Origin of the sequence: Fulvivirga sp. (assembly GCF_040218215.1) — a bacterium.
Classification (GTDB): Bacteria; Bacteroidota; Bacteroidia; order Cytophagales; family Cyclobacteriaceae; genus Fulvivirga.
In genome coordinates, this window is the sequence record NZ_JAVJQL010000027.1 from 57,244 (window position 1) to 77,628 (window position 20,385).

General features: G+C 37.2%; 14 protein-coding genes. 9 read left to right on the top strand and 5 right to left on the bottom strand.

Annotated elements, in window-relative coordinates:
- Positions 1–68 precede the first annotated feature (68 nt).
- From RIB54_RS18160 to RIB54_RS18195, 8 genes are all read left to right on the top strand, one after another.
- Positions 69–3,059 (top strand): sensor histidine kinase, encoded by a 2,991-nt coding sequence (locus RIB54_RS18160; RefSeq protein WP_350102221.1) that lies wholly within the window; start codon positions 69–71, stop codon positions 3,057–3,059.
- Between the two features lie 11 nt (positions 3,060–3,070).
- Entirely contained in the window at positions 3,071–3,700 is a 630-nt protein-coding gene (locus RIB54_RS18165; RefSeq protein ID WP_155185050.1) for a response regulator transcription factor, read from the top strand.
- A 166-nt stretch (positions 3,701–3,866) separates the two neighbouring features.
- Positions 3,867–6,971: a SusC/RagA family TonB-linked outer membrane protein gene (locus tag RIB54_RS18170; RefSeq protein WP_350102222.1), complete on the top strand. Its 3,105-nt coding sequence runs from the start codon at positions 3,867–3,869 to the stop codon at positions 6,969–6,971.
- 19 nt (positions 6,972–6,990) lie between these two features.
- Positions 6,991–8,487, top strand: a complete 1,497-nt coding sequence (locus RIB54_RS18175; protein ID WP_350067239.1) for a SusD/RagB family nutrient-binding outer membrane lipoprotein — start codon at positions 6,991–6,993, stop codon at positions 8,485–8,487.
- 21 nt (positions 8,488–8,508) lie between these two features.
- Positions 8,509–9,309, top strand: a complete 801-nt coding sequence (locus RIB54_RS18180) for a hypothetical protein (RefSeq protein WP_350102223.1) — start codon at positions 8,509–8,511, stop codon at positions 9,307–9,309.
- Between the two features lie 51 nt (positions 9,310–9,360).
- Positions 9,361–10,053 carry a hypothetical protein gene (locus tag RIB54_RS18185; RefSeq protein WP_350102225.1) on the top strand — a complete coding sequence of 231 codons (693 nt, stop codon included), beginning with the start codon at positions 9,361–9,363 and terminating at the stop codon, positions 10,051–10,053.
- A gap of 92 nt (positions 10,054–10,145) precedes the next feature.
- On the top strand, positions 10,146–11,327 hold the full coding sequence (gene chrA, locus RIB54_RS18190) for a chromate efflux transporter (RefSeq protein WP_350102226.1): 1,182 nt from the start codon (positions 10,146–10,148) through the stop codon (positions 11,325–11,327).
- 3 nt (positions 11,328–11,330) lie between these two features.
- Positions 11,331–12,347, top strand: coding sequence for a sulfotransferase family protein (locus tag RIB54_RS18195; RefSeq protein WP_350102227.1), 1,017 nt, complete (start codon positions 11,331–11,333; stop codon positions 12,345–12,347).
- A 1-nt stretch (position 12,348) separates the two neighbouring features.
- On the opposite strand, the gene RIB54_RS18200 is transcribed toward RIB54_RS18195, so the two are convergent.
- The 3 genes from RIB54_RS18200 to RIB54_RS18210 form a co-directional block, all read right to left on the bottom strand.
- Positions 12,349–13,035, bottom strand: coding sequence for a hypothetical protein (locus RIB54_RS18200; RefSeq protein WP_350102228.1), 687 nt, complete (start codon positions 13,033–13,035; stop codon positions 12,349–12,351).
- A gap of 98 nt (positions 13,036–13,133) precedes the next feature.
- Complete coding sequence (locus tag RIB54_RS18205; protein WP_350067251.1) at positions 13,134–13,358, bottom strand: hypothetical protein; 225 nt, start codon at positions 13,356–13,358, stop codon at positions 13,134–13,136.
- An 84-nt stretch (positions 13,359–13,442) separates the two neighbouring features.
- Positions 13,443–14,444, bottom strand: a complete 1,002-nt coding sequence (locus RIB54_RS18210) for a beta-ketoacyl-ACP synthase III (protein WP_350102229.1) — start codon at positions 14,442–14,444, stop codon at positions 13,443–13,445.
- Positions 14,445–14,590: 146 nt separating this feature from the next.
- Here RIB54_RS18210 and RIB54_RS18215 point away from each other — a divergent pair, with 146 nt between their 5' ends.
- The gene (locus tag RIB54_RS18215) at positions 14,591–16,990 is read left to right on the top strand and encodes an ABC transporter permease (RefSeq protein WP_350102230.1); all 2,400 of its coding nucleotides are present in this window, start codon (positions 14,591–14,593) and stop codon (positions 16,988–16,990) included.
- A gap of 64 nt (positions 16,991–17,054) precedes the next feature.
- Here the strand turns inward: RIB54_RS18215 and RIB54_RS18220 are convergent, their stop codons facing one another.
- Positions 17,055–17,495 (bottom strand): SRPBCC family protein, encoded by a 441-nt coding sequence (locus RIB54_RS18220; protein WP_350102231.1) that lies wholly within the window; start codon positions 17,493–17,495, stop codon positions 17,055–17,057.
- A complete protein-coding gene (locus tag RIB54_RS18225) occupies positions 17,495–20,269 on the bottom strand; it encodes a ligand-binding sensor domain-containing protein (protein WP_350102232.1) in 2,775 nt (924 codons plus the stop codon). Before RIB54_RS18225 ends, RIB54_RS18220 begins: the two co-directional genes overlap by 1 nt.
- Between the last annotated feature and the right edge of the window lie 116 nt (positions 20,270–20,385).

The window sequence follows — 20,385 nt, forward strand, 5'->3', positions numbered from 1 at the left end:
CGCTGATATAAATCCCCCTAAAGAGGTGATTATATCTTTTATCTTTCTTCCGAAGTTGGTGCTAACGTATGTTGATTACTAAAATTAAGGGCTTCCTATCATTTTTATTCTTTTGGTTGATTGCCATTTCAACCTATGGGCAGGCCTATAATTTCATAAATTATGACATTGGTGATGGCCTTGCACATGAGCGAATTATGGACATCTGCGAGGACAAATTTGGTAATTTGTGGTTGGCAACTGCTGGTGGTGGTTTGTCAAAATTCAATGGAATAGAGTTCGAAAATATCACGATAAAGAATGGTCTGCCCAGTAATTACGTTAGAAGCATTCTTTGCAGCATGAATGGGGATATTTGGGCTGCAACAGCCTCAGGAATTTCCAGATATAATGGTAAAGATTTTACTATTTACCAAGTCGACTCGCTTAATGAAAATGGCAATTCTGTAAACAAAATCTTTGAGTCAAATGATGGCACTATTTGGTTTGCTGATCCTCAAGGTGGCTTGGGAAAAATTGATACACTTGGAAGAATGACTATTGCTACTATGCCTGAAATGATAGGCGCTGATAAGGTAATAGACATTAATGAAGATGAGGAGGGTAATCTGTGGATTATTACTGCAATTCAAGGGTTGATTAAATACAACAATGGGCGTTTTACTGAGGTACTTACCAATTCTGATTTCAAAGGATATTTATTATCAATGTGTATAAAGGGCAACAAACTTTGGATAAGCTCCAATAAGGGATTGCTAAGTTTTGACCCTAAAAATCTTAACTATGAGTTGGTGTTAAAAAACACCTTCATCAAATCGGCCAACGTGATTGATGTTGATGAATTCTGGACTGTCTCGGCTTTAGGTGCATTGAAGTATGATAATGGTAAAATCAAGCATTTTTCAAAAAACCAAGGTATCACGGATAAAGGTATAAATATAATATTTACAGATAGGGAAGGCAATGTCTGGTTTGGTGCCGAGAGTGAAGGCCTGTATAAATTGACCAATGAAGTTTTTACTTTTTATGGGATGGAACATGGTCTGGAAACTTTGCCACTTACAAGTGTCACCCAAGATAGTGACGGGAATTATTGGTATGGGTCTTTTGGAAAGGGAATACAAAAATATGATGGGGAGAAATATGTAAAATTTGGTTTAACGGATGGTTTGCCAAGTCAGTACATATCGTCCAGTGCAGCAGATAGCGCTGGTAATTTATGGTTTGGTAGCCGAGGGTCAGGTTTGATTAAATTTGACGGAAATTCGTTCAGTTCGCTGACAACTGAAGACGGTCTCGCTCATAATTTTGTAAGACAGGTTTTTGTTGATAGCCATCAAAATATATGGATCGGTACCGTCAGTGGATTGAGTAAGTATGATGGGGAGTCTTTTGAAAATTATAACATCCAGAGTGGGCTTGCTGGCAACCTTATTTGGGGTATTTCTGAGAGTAATGAAGGAGAGGTGCTTATTGTTACTCGAGAGGGTATTTCCCAGTATTCTGATGGTCAACTATCATTAATAGATATTGATAAGGAAGTTTTTGATAAACGGGTCAATACAGCAGTTAAGGATAATTATGGAAACTACTGGATTGGTTATTCTGGTCACGGTCTTTTAAGAATAGCTACCAATGGCACCAGAATGTTTGTTACCACACAAGAAGGTCTGTCTTCTGATCTTATTTATAATTTACTTATTGATTCTGACAATAATTTGATTGTTGGGTCAGAAAGAGGGGTTGATAAAGTATTGCTCGATGAATATGGCAGAGTGATAAGAATAAAAAGTTATGGGCAAAAAGAAGGTTTTAAGGGGTTAGGGACTACTTATAACAATATCTTCCGTGATAATGAAAATAACATTTGGTTTGGTACCGATGATGGGGTTTTTAAGTATGATGCATCAAAGGAAGTCAAAAATGAGGTAGAGCCGATCACTTATATATCTGGCCTCAAATTGTTTTACAATGAAGTAGACTGGAGTCAATACACTGATAATATTTCAAGTTGGTTAAATATTCCCGAGAAGATAAAATTACCCTATTCTGAGAACAATCTAATTCTTGAGTATTTTGGTGTGAGTCTAAGTAACCCGAAGGAGGTTAAATATAAGTTTAGGTTGTTGGGTCTGGAGGCTCGCTGGTCACCCGTTACTGAAAGAACCGAAGCAGTATACACTAATTTGGCACCAGGAAGCTATACTTTTGAAGTTAAGGCTGCAAACAATGATGACGTGTGGTCAACTATTCCTGCAACTTTTCAGTTTGAAATAACCCCTCCATTTTGGCAGCGGCTATGGTTTTATGTTTTATTACTAGTGCTGTTTTTTGTATGCTTTAAGTTATACAACGACTACAGAGTACGGGTTAATTTGAATAAAATATTAACATTAGAGAGAATTCGTTCTGAAGAACTTCAAAAGGTTCGTAAGAGAATGGCCCGGGATTTCCATGATAATATGGGTAATCAAATTGCGAGCATCACGGTTTTTGCCAATCTTATTAATCTCAAATTAAAAAATAAGTCTAAAGAAGTAGATGATCTCCTGCAAAATATACAAAAGCATACGAGCAGCCTTTTTACAGGTACAAAAGACTTTATCTGGTCAATGGATCCTGATAGTGATAATTTGAATGAAATATTTACATACATCAGAGACTTCGGAGAAGATTTATACGAGCGAACACCAATTGCTTTCTTCTCTAACGCTGATGATTTCGATAAACACTATCCATTACCCTCTGGCTGGAGCAGACAACTGGTACTAATTTTTAAAGAGGCAATGACCAATGCACTAAAACATTCTCAAGCTACAGAGGTTCATCTTGATTTAAAACTCAGTGCAAAGGATTTCGTTATCACCTTGTGGGATAATGGTGTTGGTTTTAATATCGATGAGATTACTAAAGGAATGGGAATGAAAAATATGAACACCAGGGCGAGTCAATTAAATGGTGAATTCGTAATAACTAATATTGAAGATAAAAAAGGGTCAAAAATATACTTCAAAGGAATTTTCAATCAGGCAAAACTCGATAAAACAATAATGACTTAAATGACAAAATTATGAATTACTTCAAATCAAGAATAGTGATTGTTGAAGACAATGATGCAGTGCGTGAGGGGTTCTCATTAATCATTAATAGTGTAAGCAACTACCTAGTTGTAAACGCATATGACAATGCGGAGGATGCCATAAAAAATGTTCGTAAGGATAAGCCGGATGTTATTCTGATGGATTTGGAATTACCAGGTATGAACGGTATTGAGGCTATTGGGATCATCAAAAAAGCCTCTCCTCATATTGATTTAATCGTTAACACAATTTATGAAAATAGTGACTTGGTATTCCAGGCCTTGGTAGCCGGTGCCTCTGGTTACATTACAAAAAACACCAGTCATACAGAGTTACTGGATGCAATTGAAGAAGTGATTAACGGAGGTGCCCCTATGAGTTCCAAAATTGCCAAAATGGTTGTGGCGTCCTTTCAAAAGAACCCAAATTCACCACTCTCTAAGCGTGAAACGGAGGTTTTAGAACTTCTCTCAAAAGGTAAAAGCTATAGCATGATCGCACAAGAACTTTTTGTAACAAAAGAGACCGCAAAGTCGCACATCAAGAATATTTATTCCAAACTTCAGGTGAATAGCAAGTCCGAGGCTATAGCCAAGGCTACAAAAGAAAAACTAATTTAATGAAGGGGGATATCAAATCCCCCTGATAACAGGTTTATAGTCATTTTATCCCCCAATATTTCGTAATATCTGGGGGATTTTTGCATCCTCCTGTTTAGTGACCTTTGAAATAAGGCTCTTTTTATACTTAAGGGCTGAGTAACAAATTTTATCTAAACAGGAACGTATGAAGAAGAAATTACTCCTATTATTTATGCTGCTGTCTGCTATTGGAATCTCCAACACGTGGGCACAGGAAAGAACCGTAACAGGTAAAATCACCTCAGTAGATGATGGTGAGGCATTGCCTGGTGTAAATGTTGTTTTGAAAGGAACAACTATCGGTACCGTTACCGATTTTGATGGTAATTATACACTATCAATTTCAGATCAAAATGCCGTATTGGTGTTTTCATTTATAGGATTGGCCACAGAAGAAGTAGCTGTAGGGGCACGCTCTGTCATTGATGTCCAAATGCGCGCTGATGTAAAGCAGCTATCAGAGGTTGTTGTAACCGCATTTGGTATAGAGAGAGAGCAAAAAGCGTTAGGGTATGCCGTAAGTGAAGTTGATGGTAATGTTGTTGAAGGAGGTAGAAATACCAACATGGTAAATTCACTTGCTGGTAGGGTTGCCGGTTTACAAATTACTGCTTCAGGCGGTGCACCGGGCCAGGCCTCAAGAGTAAACCTTAGAGGTGTTACATCATTAACTGGTAATAACCAACCTCTTTTTGTTATTGATGGCATACCCATGAGTAATGACAATGACGGTAACTTAAATACTACTACCGGTGTGGCTACACCAAATAGAGCTGGAGATATTAACCCTGCAGACATTGAATCTATTTCCGTTTTGAAAGGTGCCAGTGCTGCCGCTCTTTATGGAATTCGCGCTGCAAATGGTGCAATTGTTATCACCACTAAGAGTGGCGGTAAATCAGCCAAGGGCGCACAAGTCAGTTATTCTTCAACTTATATGATAGATGAAGTACTAAAATTACCAGACGTTCAAACAAGATGGGCACAGGGTAGTGTAGATGGTGTTTATGCTAACGGTACATCCAGATCATTTGGGCCACTTATCCAAGGTCAGGACCATGTTAATGCGCTGGGGCAAACTGTTCCACTTCAGTCTTACGATAACATTGAAAATTTCTTTGATAAGGGTAAGACATCAATAAACAACATTAGTGTAAAAGGTGGTGATGATGTAAGGTCTTACTATATGTCAGTAGGCAGAACATTACAGTCATCTTATATTCCTAATCAGGATTATAACAGATTTTCGCTACGTGCCAATGCCTCAACAAAAATTTCTGATAAGATGTCAACATCTGTAAGGATGAATTATATAAGAAATGATGGTAATGTGCCGTTTGCTGGGCAGGATGGGAATAACCCAATTTTTGCACTTTACCAGGCACCGAGGTCATTTAATTTGGCAGGGTATCCCTATCAAAACGCCACTGGGGGTCAGGTAAACTGGAGAGGTGGTTCGTTTGATAATCCTAACTGGACTGTGAATAAAACCTCGGTAGAATCAAAACTCGATCGTGTTATAGCTGGTGCAGACTTTAACTATGATATTCTTGATTGGTTAAGTATTAGTGCAAGAGTTGGAACAGACTTTGCAAAAGAAAGAAGAAAGGATTTCAAAGATATTGGTACTGCTAATGGTGGAGGAGGTAGTTTAAATAACCAAACTATTTTTAGAAGAGAGGTTAACACAGATTTGATATTAAATATCAAGCGTGATTTTACCGAAGATCTGAATTTCAATCTACTACTTGGTCACAACATCAACCAAAGGGAATTGCAGCAGGATGCGGTTACTGGTACAGCATTAGTTCTGCCAAATACACCGCATATTTCTAATACTACACCTGGTACTCCTTTGGAGAATACCACTTTAAGAAGGCTGTACGGTGCTTATTTTGATGCACAATTTGCTTATAAGAACATGTTGTTCTTAGGAATAACAGGTAGAAATGACTGGTCTTCGACCTTACCAAAGGATGAACGCTCATTTTTCTACCCATCTGTTAACCTTGCCTTCTCATTCACAGATGCGCTTGCCCTAGAAAGCAATGTTTTGACATTCGGTAAAATTAGAGGTAGTTATGCTCAAGTTGGTAATGATGCGTTGCCTTATAGTATAGATCCTGTATTTGTTCAGGCAGCTCCATCAAATGGATTTACTCAGTCTAATGCTGGATTGGCATTCCCATTTAATGGGCAACAAGGTTTTACTGCAGCTAACTCTTTAGGAAATCCCGTATTGAAACCTGAAAGTATTACCTCATATGAAATTGGTGCTGACCTAAGGTTCTTTGACAATAGAATTGGATTGGACGTTAATTACTTCAAAACGGAATCTACAGATCAAATTATTCCTTTGTCAGTTTCAGGGTCAACGGGCTTTACAAGTTTGATTGCCAACGTAGGTCAATTGGATAGTAAGGGGTTTGAGGTGCAGTTAACAGCAACTCCTGTAAAAACACCTTCCATTACATGGGATATTTCAGCAAACTGGTCAAAAATAGAGACCGAAGTAGTTGAGATATTTGAAGGTGTAAGTAACATCTTTTTAGGTGGATTTACTGGATTTCAGGTAAGAGCTGATCTTGGAGAGCGATATGGTTCGATTATAGGTGGTGCATTTGCAAGAGATGCTGATGGGAACATTTTAGTAGATAGCAATCCTAACAGTGCTAACTACGGGTTTCCTCAATTGGGCGCTACTGCTAACCTGGGTCATGTAGAGCCAAAATGGACTGGTGGTATAAGGAATACCATTACTTATAAGAATTTCAGTTTGGACTTCTTGTTTGAAGGTAGATATGGTGGTGTTATCATGAATGGTACTACAGAGTTATTGCAGTTTTATGGTATAACTGATGAAACTGATGATAGAACAACTCCATTTGTGTTTGACGGTGTTATTCAAAATCAAGATGGTACTACAAGGCCAAACGACATCGCTATTACAAAAAATGCTGCTTGGTGGAGTAACTGGACTAATATTAATGAGGCCAATGTATATGACAACAACTGGGTGAAGTTAAGATCAGTTAACCTTACATATAATTTACCCCAGACCTTGTTTGCCAATAATTTTATTGAGAGAGCGAGCTTTACCATTACAGGAAGAAATTTACTATTGTTTACTAACGTTCCTGACATAGATCCTGAGTCAAGTACTTTCGGTACTGGAAACGCTCAAGGGTTCCATAGATTTGACTTACCTAGTACAAGAAGTTATGGAGCCAGTATCAATATTACATTCTAATAACTAAGACTTACTTATTATGAAAATACTATTCAAATATAAATTGTTGCTCATTGCTTTATTGCTAACAGCAACTGCTTGTGAGGATAACTTTTTGGAGATAAATAAAGATCCAAACAATCCTACAGACGTACCCGTATCGGTATTGCTACCGGCCATTGAGGCAAGACTGGCATATTCGTACGGTGGTGCGGAATATGCAACCCAACCTGCCCATTTTGTGCATTATTATGCTGGGCATAGGAATCAACATTTGAGATTTGATCAATGGGATATTCAACTTCCTGATAATAATAATTACTGGAACACAATATACGCAGGTGTTTTACAGGATATTCAGGAAATGGAAACAAGGGCTCTTGCTAGTGAAAGTTTTACCTATGTAGGAATAGGTAAGGTGCTTCGAGCGTTGAGTTTTGCAATGTTGACTGATGGCTTTGGGGATATTCCATATGAAGAAGCTTTGAAAGTTTCGGAAGTAATAACTCCAGCATATGATACGCAAGAGTCGATATACCCCAAGCTCATTGCTATGCTTGATGACGCTATACTAGACTTGGGCAAACCATCTTTTCAGGTACCAGGAAGTGATGACTACATATATGGTGGTAGCACTACTTCTTGGATAAAATTTGCTAATAGCTTGAAATTGAGATTGTTAAATAGGATAAGCAAGCAAGATGCATCTGCTGCCATTAATTTCTTGAATACCAACCCAAGCCTAATAGCAAATAATAGTGAAGGGGCAGAGGTTGCTTTTGTGGCTACCGCTACTCAAGAAAATCCAATGTATCAATTGGACAATTTGAGTGGATTTCAGGACAACGCATTGAGTGCTCAATTTCTTGATAGGCTGACGAATTTAAATGACCCAAGAATACCGCACTTTTTTGAGCCTATTACAAACGGTGGAGGTAGAGCAGGTAAGGCAAGTGGCCTTGATGATGATGACTCCGGAAGAGGTAAATACTCCAGGATAGGAGCTGTTTTTGCAGCAGCTGACGCCCCGGTGCCTTTTATAACTTTTGCAGAAGTGCAATTTATTATTGCAGAGGTTCAGTTTAGGGCCGGTAATACTGGAGCTGCTCAAACAGCTTATGAAACAGCTGTAGCCGCTGATCTTGAAAGAGTAAGTAATGTTGCTGGTGGTAAAAGGGAAATTAATCTATTAACAGCGTCTAACAGAGGTGCAAATTTACCAACTATCAGTGCAACGGAAATCTCAGATTATTTAGCCCAGCCAGAAGTAGCTTATAATGGAACCCTGGCAAGAATAATGGAGCAAAAATATATCTCTAATTTTGTTAACCCTGCAGAGGCCTGGTATGACTGGAGAAGAACTGGGTTGCCAGCAAATTTCACGATTCCCTCTACAAATTTCACAGTTGGGGTAAGGCCAAGAAAACTTCCTTATCCTCAAAATGAGATAAATTTTAACTCTGGAAGCTTGTCTGCTGGACCTGGTATACCTGTTAAGGACGTTACATTGCTCAATCGAGTTTGGTGGGATCAATAATTTAAAATTTAATAATTCGATATGAAAAGCTTAAAAATAATATTATCTGTTTTCCTGATGGTACTTCTGTTTGTGTCATGCGAAGAAGATGAATCTCAGGAGTTGAATTTAGTGGAAAGTGCCCAGGTGCAAGTGGCGGTTGGTAGTTCAACTTTTTATGATTTGACCAATGTTAGTACCACAACAGTTGACCTGGATATTAACGTGACCGGGTTGCCTGTATCATCCGTTACTATATTGAAAAGTTATAACGGAGGTGTAAATGTGGTAGAGCACGCAACATTATCAACTGTTCCTGCATCAGTTTCAATACCGTTAATAGAGGCTATTGATGGATTAGGTATCACCGCAGATGACTTGAATCTGGGAGACAACGTTACTTTCTCTTTTAGAGCTAATTTAGCCAATGGCACTACAGCCACCTCTCAAAAGATTTATGTTGCCAACTTGAGTTGTCCCTCAAACTTGCCAGAGGGTCTATGGACAGGGGTTAATACCGATGCTGCAACATTTGGAGGTAGTTCTACCAATGCAAGCGTAATGATTACCGCATTAGGGGCCGGAGCGTATTCTGTTTCTGATGTATCTGGTGCCGCATATTTTACATGCTGCGGAGGCGGGGGGTTTGTTGTGGATCAGCCGGTAACTATTCTTGATGTATGCAATACCATATCCGTTACAGGTAGTGCAGGATCACAGGTAACAATTGCAGATGACCTTGCCAATCCTGGTAGTTGGGATCCCGGAAGTGGGATCCTCACTATCAATTGGTGTGACAATTCCAATGGATTTTGCTCAACTACAACTTTTACAAAAAACTAATTTTTTAACTAAACAAGGGTCTTGAGCCAATCTGGCTCAAGACCTTTTTTTATGAAACAATTATATACAATACTATTGGCAATAGGGTCTGTGACAATTTGTATGGCGCAAAACCCCGATGGGCAATTATCAGACGTAACTTTTGGCAAAACTGCTATTACCCAATTTTCAGAAACAATTGAACCATCAAATAAACCTTATTATATAGATGAAAATTGGCTGGTGGGGGAATTTCAAATATTGAATAATGTGAAATTCAAAGAACTGCCTATGAGATTTAATCTAATAGATAATCAGCTATATTTTAAAGATAGAAAAGTAGTTAGAGTAATATCTGCTAGTCTCCTAAAGGGGTTCTCATGGACTAATTTGAATGGTGAAATTGAATCATTTATAATAGGAAATACTATAGGTTTTGACACGGACGCAGTGTTTAGAATTGCAATACAAGACTCAGTTTCTTTGTATTCAAAGAATTCAACCAAAATTATTAAAGCAAACTACAATGAGGCCTTATCAATTGGCGATAAAACAGATAAGATCAAATTGGTCAGGGAGTTTTACTTTCAGATTAAAAATGGTAATCTGGTAAAATTGGAAAATAGTCGAAAAAAAGTTTTAGCAGCTATTCCAGATCAATATTTTAAAGAAGTAGGCTACTTTATCAATACCAACAAACTAAAATTCAAGTACGATCAAGACTTTGTTGAGCTTATCGAATATTGGAACACCTTGTATCGATAATGTTTTAAATAGTGATTCCAGAAATTATTACCCCTGTTTTCTTTTTGGTTGTACCATTTTGAATGGTAATTTTCGGGCAAATACCAGTTGTCTTGAATTACGCAAAAAAAAGTAAACCAACCCTTCTTTATCTCTTCAAAACATTTGTAATTATTGGCATCTCCTCTTTCGGAGGCTTTTCAGCATTAGTAGCCGTTGTTATTAATAAGATGGTGGAGAGAGACAAGCAGATAAGCGAAGATGTGATAATGAATGGTTTTTCACTTGCCTCTGTCTTGCCAGGCCCGGTAGCAGTTAATACTGTAGCTTATATTGGCTATTATCTCCGAGGTTGGAGAGGGGGTCTTCTGGCTATTTTCTCTGTTATTTTGCCTTCATTTATTCTTGTTGTTATTGCTACTCATTTCTATTTAGAATATGGTGACCTTCCTCAAGTGAGGAGCATTATTCAAGGTGTTATTCCTGTTATTATCGCAGTCATTATTTCTGTTGCATATAACATGTCCCGGAAAAGTGTGACATCAGGGAAACATTTTTTAATACTATTGGCAGGACTGATTATTCAATTTTTCTATAGTGGGTACCTTGTATTTATTCTTTGTCTATTAGGAAGTGCCTTAGTCGGCCTTCTCTTTTTCAAGTCTGAAGAAGAAATAAATGAGGCTGAAACTCAAAGGCATAAGGCAGATTGGGCTCCATTACTATTGGGAGTTGCTTTTATTATAAGCCTTGGTGTCAGTATATTAACTCCATATAATCTGAACCTGAAAATTTTTGAAGTATTCTCCAAGATTAGCCTTACGCTATTTGGAGGAGGCTATGTTATGGTTCCAATCTTACAGGATATAATTGTCGAACAAATGAATTGGTTGACCAATATTCAATTTGTAGATGCTATAGCCATAGGTCAGGTCACACCGGGTCCAATTTTGATTAGCGCTGCTTTTGTTGGCTATAAGGTAAATGGTATTCTTGGAGCACTCATTGCTACTTTAGGAATTTTCGGGCCATCATCTATACTTATGATTGTGTTATCTGGTGGCCTAAGGAAGTTTAGTACTAATACAAGGTGGTTATCAATGTTGCAGGCTATTAAGCCGATGGTAATTTCTTTTATACTTTACTCTGTATGGGTAATAGGCCAAAATTTGGATGGTTATTTGTTTTCAATTTTTATCATTGCTGTTTCTTTGATAGCATTGCTAAAGTTTAATCTCAATTTCTTGTATTTGATTTTTGGTTTTGGTGTGTTAGGCTTTTTCTTTTTGGGTTAGATCATGATAGATATTTCAGGCATTCAGGTTATAGGCACTCAGCGGTCAGGTACAAATCTTTTGAGATTAATTTTAAATCAGTTTAAGGAAATTTGCGCACCACATCCTCCCCATATTCTTAATACATTCATTCCTATTCTAAGCCATTACGGGGATTTAAATGATGAAGCTAATTTTAAACAGCTGATTGGTGATGTATGTAAATGGATTGAGTTCAATCCTGTTCCATGGAATTTGACACTTGATGTAAACGAAGTCTTCAATAGTTGTAAGCAAAGAAATATTTATGAAATATTCAGGGTAGTTTATGAATTAAAAACTATTTCTGAGGGGGCAGCCGTCTGGTGTTGTAAGAGCACATTTAATGTTCATTATTTTGATACTTTGGAAGCCCACAATATCAGACCATTTTATATTCACTTATATCGAGATGGTAGAGATGTTGCATTGTCTTTTCAAAAAGCAATAGTAGGACCAAAACATGTATATCATATTGCAAAGGATTGGTTGAAAGATCAGATAGCAGTGGAGCATGTCCGCCAGTCTGTTGGTCACGACAGGTTTATGACCATAGCTTATGAAGACCTAATTCATTCTCCGAAAAAAGTTGTCCTAAATATTTGTGACAGGTTGGATTTAAAGTTTAATGAGGACTTACTGCATTACTACGATTCAAAGGAATCAAATATGACGGCAAATGCTGGCGAGATGTGGGAAAATGTAAAAAAACCAATCATCAATAATAACTCTGGTAAATACCTCAGTCAAATGTCTGCTGGAGATGTAGATATCTTTGAAAGGGTTGCAGGGAATATGCTTCAAAAGCTTAACTATAAACTGCTGAATCCTTCTAAGTCAGGGGTAAATAACTTCAGTTCTAAAGACATTGTTCAATTTGATAAACTAAATAAAGTTTTAATTGAAAAAAATAAATCTTCAGTGAGAGCTGAAGATTTAGAAACTCAAAAGCTTAGAAAAAATCTTCTAAATAGTTTTATTAGAGTGCAGGTGGTTAAATGACCTATAATAATGAGTTAAAATACTCGAATATCTGTGTTAGATCACTCTCATCTTTAAAATTCAACCTGTTCTCTTTACTATAGGCTTTAATCTTACCACTTTTACCACCAAAAATTTCTGAATTTCGCTTTAAGCTATTTTTAACCTCGTAAACATGGTCATTCACGATTGCATAAGGTGTTTCTTTTACAACAACCTTGTGATTAGGGTCTCCGATTGCAAGTGCCATATTATAATTAGACTTAATTTTTTCTGCGTAGATATATTTAATTAGGGTAGCATTGCCATCTACCAATATTCTGCAGATTCCTTTTGGTAAATCAAAACCAATATTATTGACTTCTGAGGTGTTAAAGTATTTGAATTGATTGCCGCCAAAGTTTAAATAGGAGAAATTTTGGATTCTATCTAAAGGACAAATTTTTACTTGCCCATCATACTTTATTTCTAATGTTTGGTTTTCCAAATCATACCTTATTGGAAGGTTTTCTAAAAGGGTGTTTTTCTTAATTTCAACATTGCCAGTAACCCATTCTTCGTTAAGGTAGCTACTCCCTTCAACCTCTGGAGGTGCAACAGGCATAGTTTTTAAAGCTGTGGCACGAGTAAGATATTCGGGTGCTTGTGCAATGCCATTAACAGTAATCAGGCACATTAACAACGCGAACGATAGAATTGATTTGAACATGATTGATTGAATAATTTTAATAAAAAATAGGTAGCAAAACATTAAACTACAAGAAAGTGATTCTTTATCCTTTAAAAATCCCGCAAAATGGGGGAAAGTTAGAATTTATCAGGCGTTTGAATCACTTTGATAACCAATTCGTGTGGGTCGCCATCATTATCTAATAGGTAAAACTTAACCAAGGGGTTATCCTCTGCTATCCTGTTCTCAACTTTTATTACTTGGTTGTTGGGAAGGTGCTTTTCTATCTGATCCTGTAAATCTTCAATTGCCCTTGCAAAATTTACTTCAAGTTGGCTAGGGTTATACTGTGCGGTTTTCATTAAATATGTTTTAAGTTGAGTGAGTTTGAATTAAATATAACAATTCATTTTAAACTTCCTCAACTTATCTAATTCATAACCTTCTTATGACCACCTGATTAAAGCAGACGCCCAGGTAAAACCACTGCCAAAAGCGGCCAGACATATCAGGTCACCAGATTTTATCTTACCTTCTCCAAAAGCCTCACTCATAGCAATAGGAATAGAGCCCGCGGTGGTGTTACCATATCGCATGATGTTGTTGTAAACTTTATCATCTGGCAGCTCAAATTTCTTCTGGATGAATTGACTGATCCGTAAATTGGCCTGATGTGGTATTAGTAGGTCTATCTCGTCTTTTTGTAACTTATTGGCTTCCAGAGCTTCCATAATCACTTCACTAAACCTGACTACTGCATGTTTAAAAACCATGCTACCATTCATATGAACTTTAAAGCTTGAAGTATCTAAAATCTGTTCTGGCTGTCTTTCAGCATGAGGTCTGCTACTACCAGGGTCTTTCACATACAACTCTTCTGCAAAGCGGCCATCTGAATGCAGATGAGTAGATAAAACCCCTTTGTGATCAGAAGCCTGTAAAATGGCTGCTCCGGCACCATCACCGAATATAACTGCTGTATTTCTACCCCTTGTTGTAAGATCGAGAGCCGTAGACTGAATTTCAGCACCTATAACCAATATGGTTTTGTACATTCCTGTTTTTATAAAAGCGTCTGCTGTTGACAAGGCATAAATAAAACCAGAGCATGCATTACGAATGTCCAGGGCACCTATGGACTCAAGGCCTAATTCCCTTTGAAGCAATACGCCAGAACCCGGAAAAAAGTAATCTGGAGTAATAGTAGCGAAAACTATGAAGTCAATGTCCGATACATTCAAATTTGCTCTTTCTAAAGCCATATGGGTTGCCTTGGCTGCCATATTGGCTACCGTGTCTTTAGCAGGGTCTATGAATCTCCTTTGCTCAATACCGGTCCTCTCTATTATCCACTCGTTATTAGTGTCCATCATTCCTGACAACTCCTCATTTGTTACTACTCTTTCAGGTACATAATGGCCTAATCCTACAATTTTCGAATTCAACATAATTCTGTATGGTTAAAAAATCAAATATAATAATTATAACTAATGTTTGTTAGGGGCTCAAAAGCATTAACGGGTGAAATTATTTAAATTGATGCAACCTTTTTGATATAACCTGACTCTTATACACCTACAAAGTTTATCAAATCATGCTAAAGAATTACATCAAAATCGCTTTCCGAAACCTTGTAAGAAGAATAGGCTATACTTCTATTAATGTTTTTGGGCTTGCCGTAGGTATCAGTTGCTGTTTGCTTATAGGAATTTATGTGCTGGATGAGATGTCCTACGATAAGTTTCACACCAATGCTGATAATATTTATAGGGTCAATATTAATTATAGTATGGGTGGTACGTCCCAGTCCATGTATGTGACACCAACTGCTCTGCTTCCAACCATGAGTCGCGAGTTTAATGAAGTGGTATCTGGCACCAGGATATTTGATGTTGCCATGTTTAGTCCAGAGGTGGTATCATTGAATGATGCCTCATTTCAGGAGGAACGATTTTTCTATGCCGACAGCACATTCTTTGATGTTTTTTCTTTCGAATTAAAAGAAGGAGTTAAAGAAAAAGCACTTGTAGACCCCAACTCAGTGATTCTTACAGAGTCAATGGTTGCTAAATATTTTGGTGATAATGATGCCCTTGGAGAGGTAATAAAAGTGGGTCAAACAGAATATAAAGTAACGGGAGTGTTGAAGGATATTCCAGACAACTCTCACTTAAAGTTTGATTTTCTGGCTTCATTTTCCTCTTTAAGAGCCTCAAAAGGTGAAACATGGTGGAGTGCAAATTACGCTACCTATGTGTTGTTAAACAACACTGCAAATATTTCGAAGATAGAAGATGGAATTGAAAATGTGGTAAGAGAAGCACTAGGTGAAGTTTTTCAAAATGATGATAGGATAAGCTTTGATCTTTTTCCTATGACAGACATTCACCTTAGGTCTAAGTTGAGTACTGAAATGCAAACCCAAGGAGATATTAAATACATCTATATTATAACCCTGATTGGTTTCCTGATACTTGTTATAGCCTGCATAAATTATATGAACCTGGCTACAGCACGTTCGATGGACAGGGCAAGGGAAGTTGGTATGCGTAAAGTACTGGGTGCGGCCAAGAGACAACTTTTTAATCAATTTATGGGCGAGTCTGTAATTGTAACTACTTTGGCGGCAGTCATAGCTCTCGTGATTATTAACATAGCTTTATTGCCATTCAATAATTTGACGGGCAAAACATTAACCACCGCTGATATTTTAGATCCTGTGATTTTATCAGGGTTGGTTTCAATTATTATCTTAGTTGCTTTTTTAGCAGGTGCCTATCCGGCCTTAAGCATATCATCATTACAGCCAGGAAATGTTTTGAAAGGAACATTTAAGAGATCAAAAACTGGAGGACTATTGAGGAAGGTACTGGTGGTGGTGCAATTCTCTATTTCCATTTTGCTAATTATTGGCACTATGGTGATTTATAAGCAGCTCAACTTTATGCAGAATAAGAAGCTGGGCTATTCCAAAGACAATGTGCTGGTTTTACCCACAGACAGACAAGTGAATCAGAATTTTCAAGCAATTAAAAGTGCACTTGAGCAACGAGCAGATGTTGGAGGCGTATCAATGGCGTCTGAGAGCCCTACTGAAATAAATGGAGGATATGGCATCGAGATTCAAGGTGTGGAAGCACCTAACTCAAATACTGTGGCATTAACTGTAGATCGGGAGTTTACCAAAAACATGGAAATGGAAATAATCCATGGTCGGGAATTTACAGAAGCTGATACAAAACTGGCTACGCTTGACAGTATTGAATTAAGACAGTATGCATTTATAGTCAACGAAATGCTCTTAAACCAATTGATGATTTCCCCTGAAAATGCTCTGGGTAGAAATGCAAAGGTAAGTGGAAGGTCAGGCCAAATCGTTGGTGTAGTTAAAGACTTTCATTTTGCCTCATTGCATAGAAAAATCAATCCCCTTGTTTTGTTTATTGAGCCAGCACAGTACAATAAACTATTTATAAAACTTAAATCGGATAATGTAAACCAGTCTTTAAGCGAAATAGAAAGCGTATGGAAGCAGATAGTGCCAGAAAGGCCATTTGTATATTCATTTATGGATGAAGACTATGATGCACTCTATAGAAGTGAGCAGAGGTTAGGTAATATATTTATTGTTTTTGCCACACTGGCGATAATAATAGGATGCTTAGGGCTCCTGGGGCTGGTATCGTTTACTGTTCAGCAGCGGAACAAAGAGATTGGGGTTAGAAAGGTATTAGGAGCATCAGTGTCTTCCATTTTTATCCTTATTTCAGAAGATTTTGGTAAACTTATCCTGGTCGCATTTGTAGTGTCCGCACCCATCGGCTATTATCTGATGTCTGATTGGCTGGGCGGATTTGAATACAGAACTGTCGTGGGGGTAGTACCTATAGTTTCTTCGATGATTATCACAATATTAGTAGCAATAGCCACAATCAGCTACAATTCTATCAGTGCTGCTACAACCAATCCTGTGACAACATTAAGGAACGAGTGATATTGGTCATTCCGGAAAACATTGACCTAAATTAAAATCAGGTCGATGTTTTCTGGAAACTAACCTACTCCCTTTCTTCAAAAGGAATGATAATGCCTTTCTCAACATAATTTTTAAGGCCTTGTAATAATATAGCCCAGCAGTAGGACGATCTTCGGAAATGATGATTACATTCTGGCCAGTCAACATGCCAAAATTTAACATCTACACCACCTTCAAACTCGGTAAGGTCAAAACCGAAGGACGTGGGGTTCCAGTCCTCGTCAGCATTGGTCATTTTTATATGAAAGGCCTCGCCATTTTCAGCTTTGCTAACCTTTCCATACCAATCATACTCTGGGGTGAAATAGAAGTTATATTCATTTCCCTCAACTGGACTACCGCTGCATTTTAAAGTCCACCAGTTGTTAAGATGTTCGGGTTGAGTGATAGCGTCAAATACCTTTTGAGGAGTGGACTTGATGAACATGTCGTGGTATATGGAGTGTGAGGAAGCAGTTTGCATTATTGATTATTTAGTTGATTTAAAATATTGTTTTCATCTTCAACATTCTTTGTATTTAATACTTCAATGCTATTAGCTTGTTCTAATTCCGAAAGATCGACATTGTCTAACATGCTATTGATGTTTTTTGAAATTTCATCCAATTCAATTCCTGTTTCATGAAGCAACTGCAGGATTGTCTCATATTCTTTTTTGTCTTCAAGTTTTAATAAACTAAGAAGGCCTATTATTCTACAAATTGGAGCCCGAAGCTGATGAGAGTTGATAAACGCATATTCTGATAATTTCTCGTTTTGTTCCCTTAATTGACGCGTTCTTTCCTGAACTGTAGATTCAAGCCTTTCATTGGTAGTGATGATCTCCTCACTCTGCATTTTCAACTCTTCATTCTGAGTCTGAATCTCTTTATTCATGGTCTGTATCTTCATGGTTCTAATCGCCACCTCTTCTTGAAGTGCCTTCTGATTCTGAAGGATTACATAAAACCGTATTCTATAAATGATATACAGAAGCAAAAGAGTAAAGAAGATTGCTGCAAATAAGAACCATGCTTTAGTGTAAAAAGGAGCATTCACATTGAAAGATATGCTTTCAGCATCACTCCAGGTGCTATTGGCAATACTAGACTCTACTGTGAAGTTGTATTGTCCTGGCGGAAGATGAGTATAGCGTACAGAATTGGAGTTCGGATTTTTGATGTAAATCCAGTCTGCATCAAAACCTTCAAGCTTATAGCGATAGGTAATATGTTCTTCGTCAAAAAATGTGACTCCCATAAAATTGAATTCAATAGTATTGTCTTGGTGGTTAAGTTCCGTTCCAGATTTGTCAAGAACTGTCCCTTTTTGACTGATTACCTTCGTAATGTTAAGGTTTGGTTTGATTTTCAATCTCATATCTTCATCAACATTATATATTGAAGCACCTAACTCGGTGCCTATCCACACATTGCCTTTATTATCCTGTATAAGAGCATTTCTGTTTACTTCGTCACCAATTAGGCCATAGCTTTTGTTATAATTTATTAGCGATTGTCCGTCCCAGATGAAAATACCCTCATTGGTTCCCATTATTAGTTCATCATTTTTGCTTATAAGAAAGCCATAAATGGATACCCTGTTTAGTTTATTGTCAACGAAAATTGGAGAGATTATACCATCCTTTATGGTGGCAAGCCCTCCGCCAGTAGCAATGTAGTATTGCCCTCTCCAGTTAATGATAGAATAAACACTGCTATAGGTGTTTTTTGAAGATGTATATCGAGCTGTATCTCCGTTAATAACATTATATGTTAAAAACCCTTCAGTACTGGTTAAAGCAACAAGAGTACTGTCATTCAGTACTTGAATATTTCTGGTTCCTAATGCTTCAAACTTTTTATTTATTATACCATCTTCAATAGCATATATGGTAGTGTTTGAACTGAAAAAGAGTTTGTCATTAAAAAACTCAACTGAAGTTATTTCAGTTTTGCCATCTTGACTTACCCAATTCAACTTAGAAATCGCGTTACCATCATACACCAATAAACCTCCTCCGTAACTTGCGATATAGACTAAATCAGAAGAGGTTTTTGCCATGTCAAGAACACGAATATTTCCTTTTGTTCCTAGCTGTAGTTTTTTTTGAATAATACTACCTTTTAATATATTGAGATGATTTGAATTGGCTAGTATGATTTCATCATTTAACTGAATAATTGAAGTGACTTCATCTTTTGCCAAGCCTATGTTTTCGTTAAAGCTTTCAAACCTTAAAACATTGAATTTAAACAGTCCTCGGTGGTCTCCAACCCACACGTTATTTTCAATATCAACAAATATTCTGTTGCTTCTGGCATTAAGTACCCTTCCATTAATAAGCAACGTTTTTCCTGATGATGTCTGCTTGTCGAAGTATTTTGCAGAGGTGTTACTGCTATAAAAAATCCGATCAAACTGATCTATGGTCAGGTTATGCTTGTTATATGGGCTTCGCTGAGCCACTCCCGTTTTTGTACTTAAATATTCAAATGAATCACTTTCATATTTTCCCAGCCAATTTTTTCCAAGAAGAAAAAGGGCTTCATTTTTCCAACGGAACTGTAAAACTTCCTTATTGTCTGTGATGAATTTATTGACGGGGTGTTGATTTGTTTCTGAGTCTAGGACGAATAAACCATCTGTACTAGCGATATACACACTGTTATCTTTAAAACTCAATGCATTGATAAAAAAATCCTCCTTATTGGAAATTATATAACTCTTTAATTTTTGCGATTGGGTGTCATATTGATAAACTGCATTCTTATAACTTAATAAGATACAATAGCCATTTTTCTTGGTATTAACAACATCAAAAGCAAATCGATTTTCTATTTCGGGCAAGCCTTTAATGCTTAATTGATGCCATTGTTCGTTTAGGTAATACTTAATTACAAAAGAGGTGCTGTTTTGGCCTGCTACCCAGATAATACCGTCTTCTGAAGGATGTATGACTGAGAAAGCAGTATTTGGCAATTCCAAACTGTCAGCAAAAAGCCTCCAATCCAATGAGTTATAATTCACTACACCCTTAGATGTTAAAAACCACATAACGCCATCACTTGATTGTGTTATGTCAAAAATTGCATTTGTAGGCATTCCATCACTAAGGCCATAAACTCTGGCCGGGTAGAACTGAGCGTCTGAAGGGATGTTAAGGCCATAAACGAAAAAGGTTAAGAGAACAAAAATCTTGTTCATAACTGAGCTTCCATATTTTTGTTTGGTGCGATGAAGTGTGACAGGTTCCATTGATAATGTATCTGTTTTAAGATACTTAAATTAATTTAATTGAGTAAAGTTTAAATCGCTTTTCAGAAGTTAGGATACATTGTGTGGTTTTAATTTCCAATCATATGGATTTGACT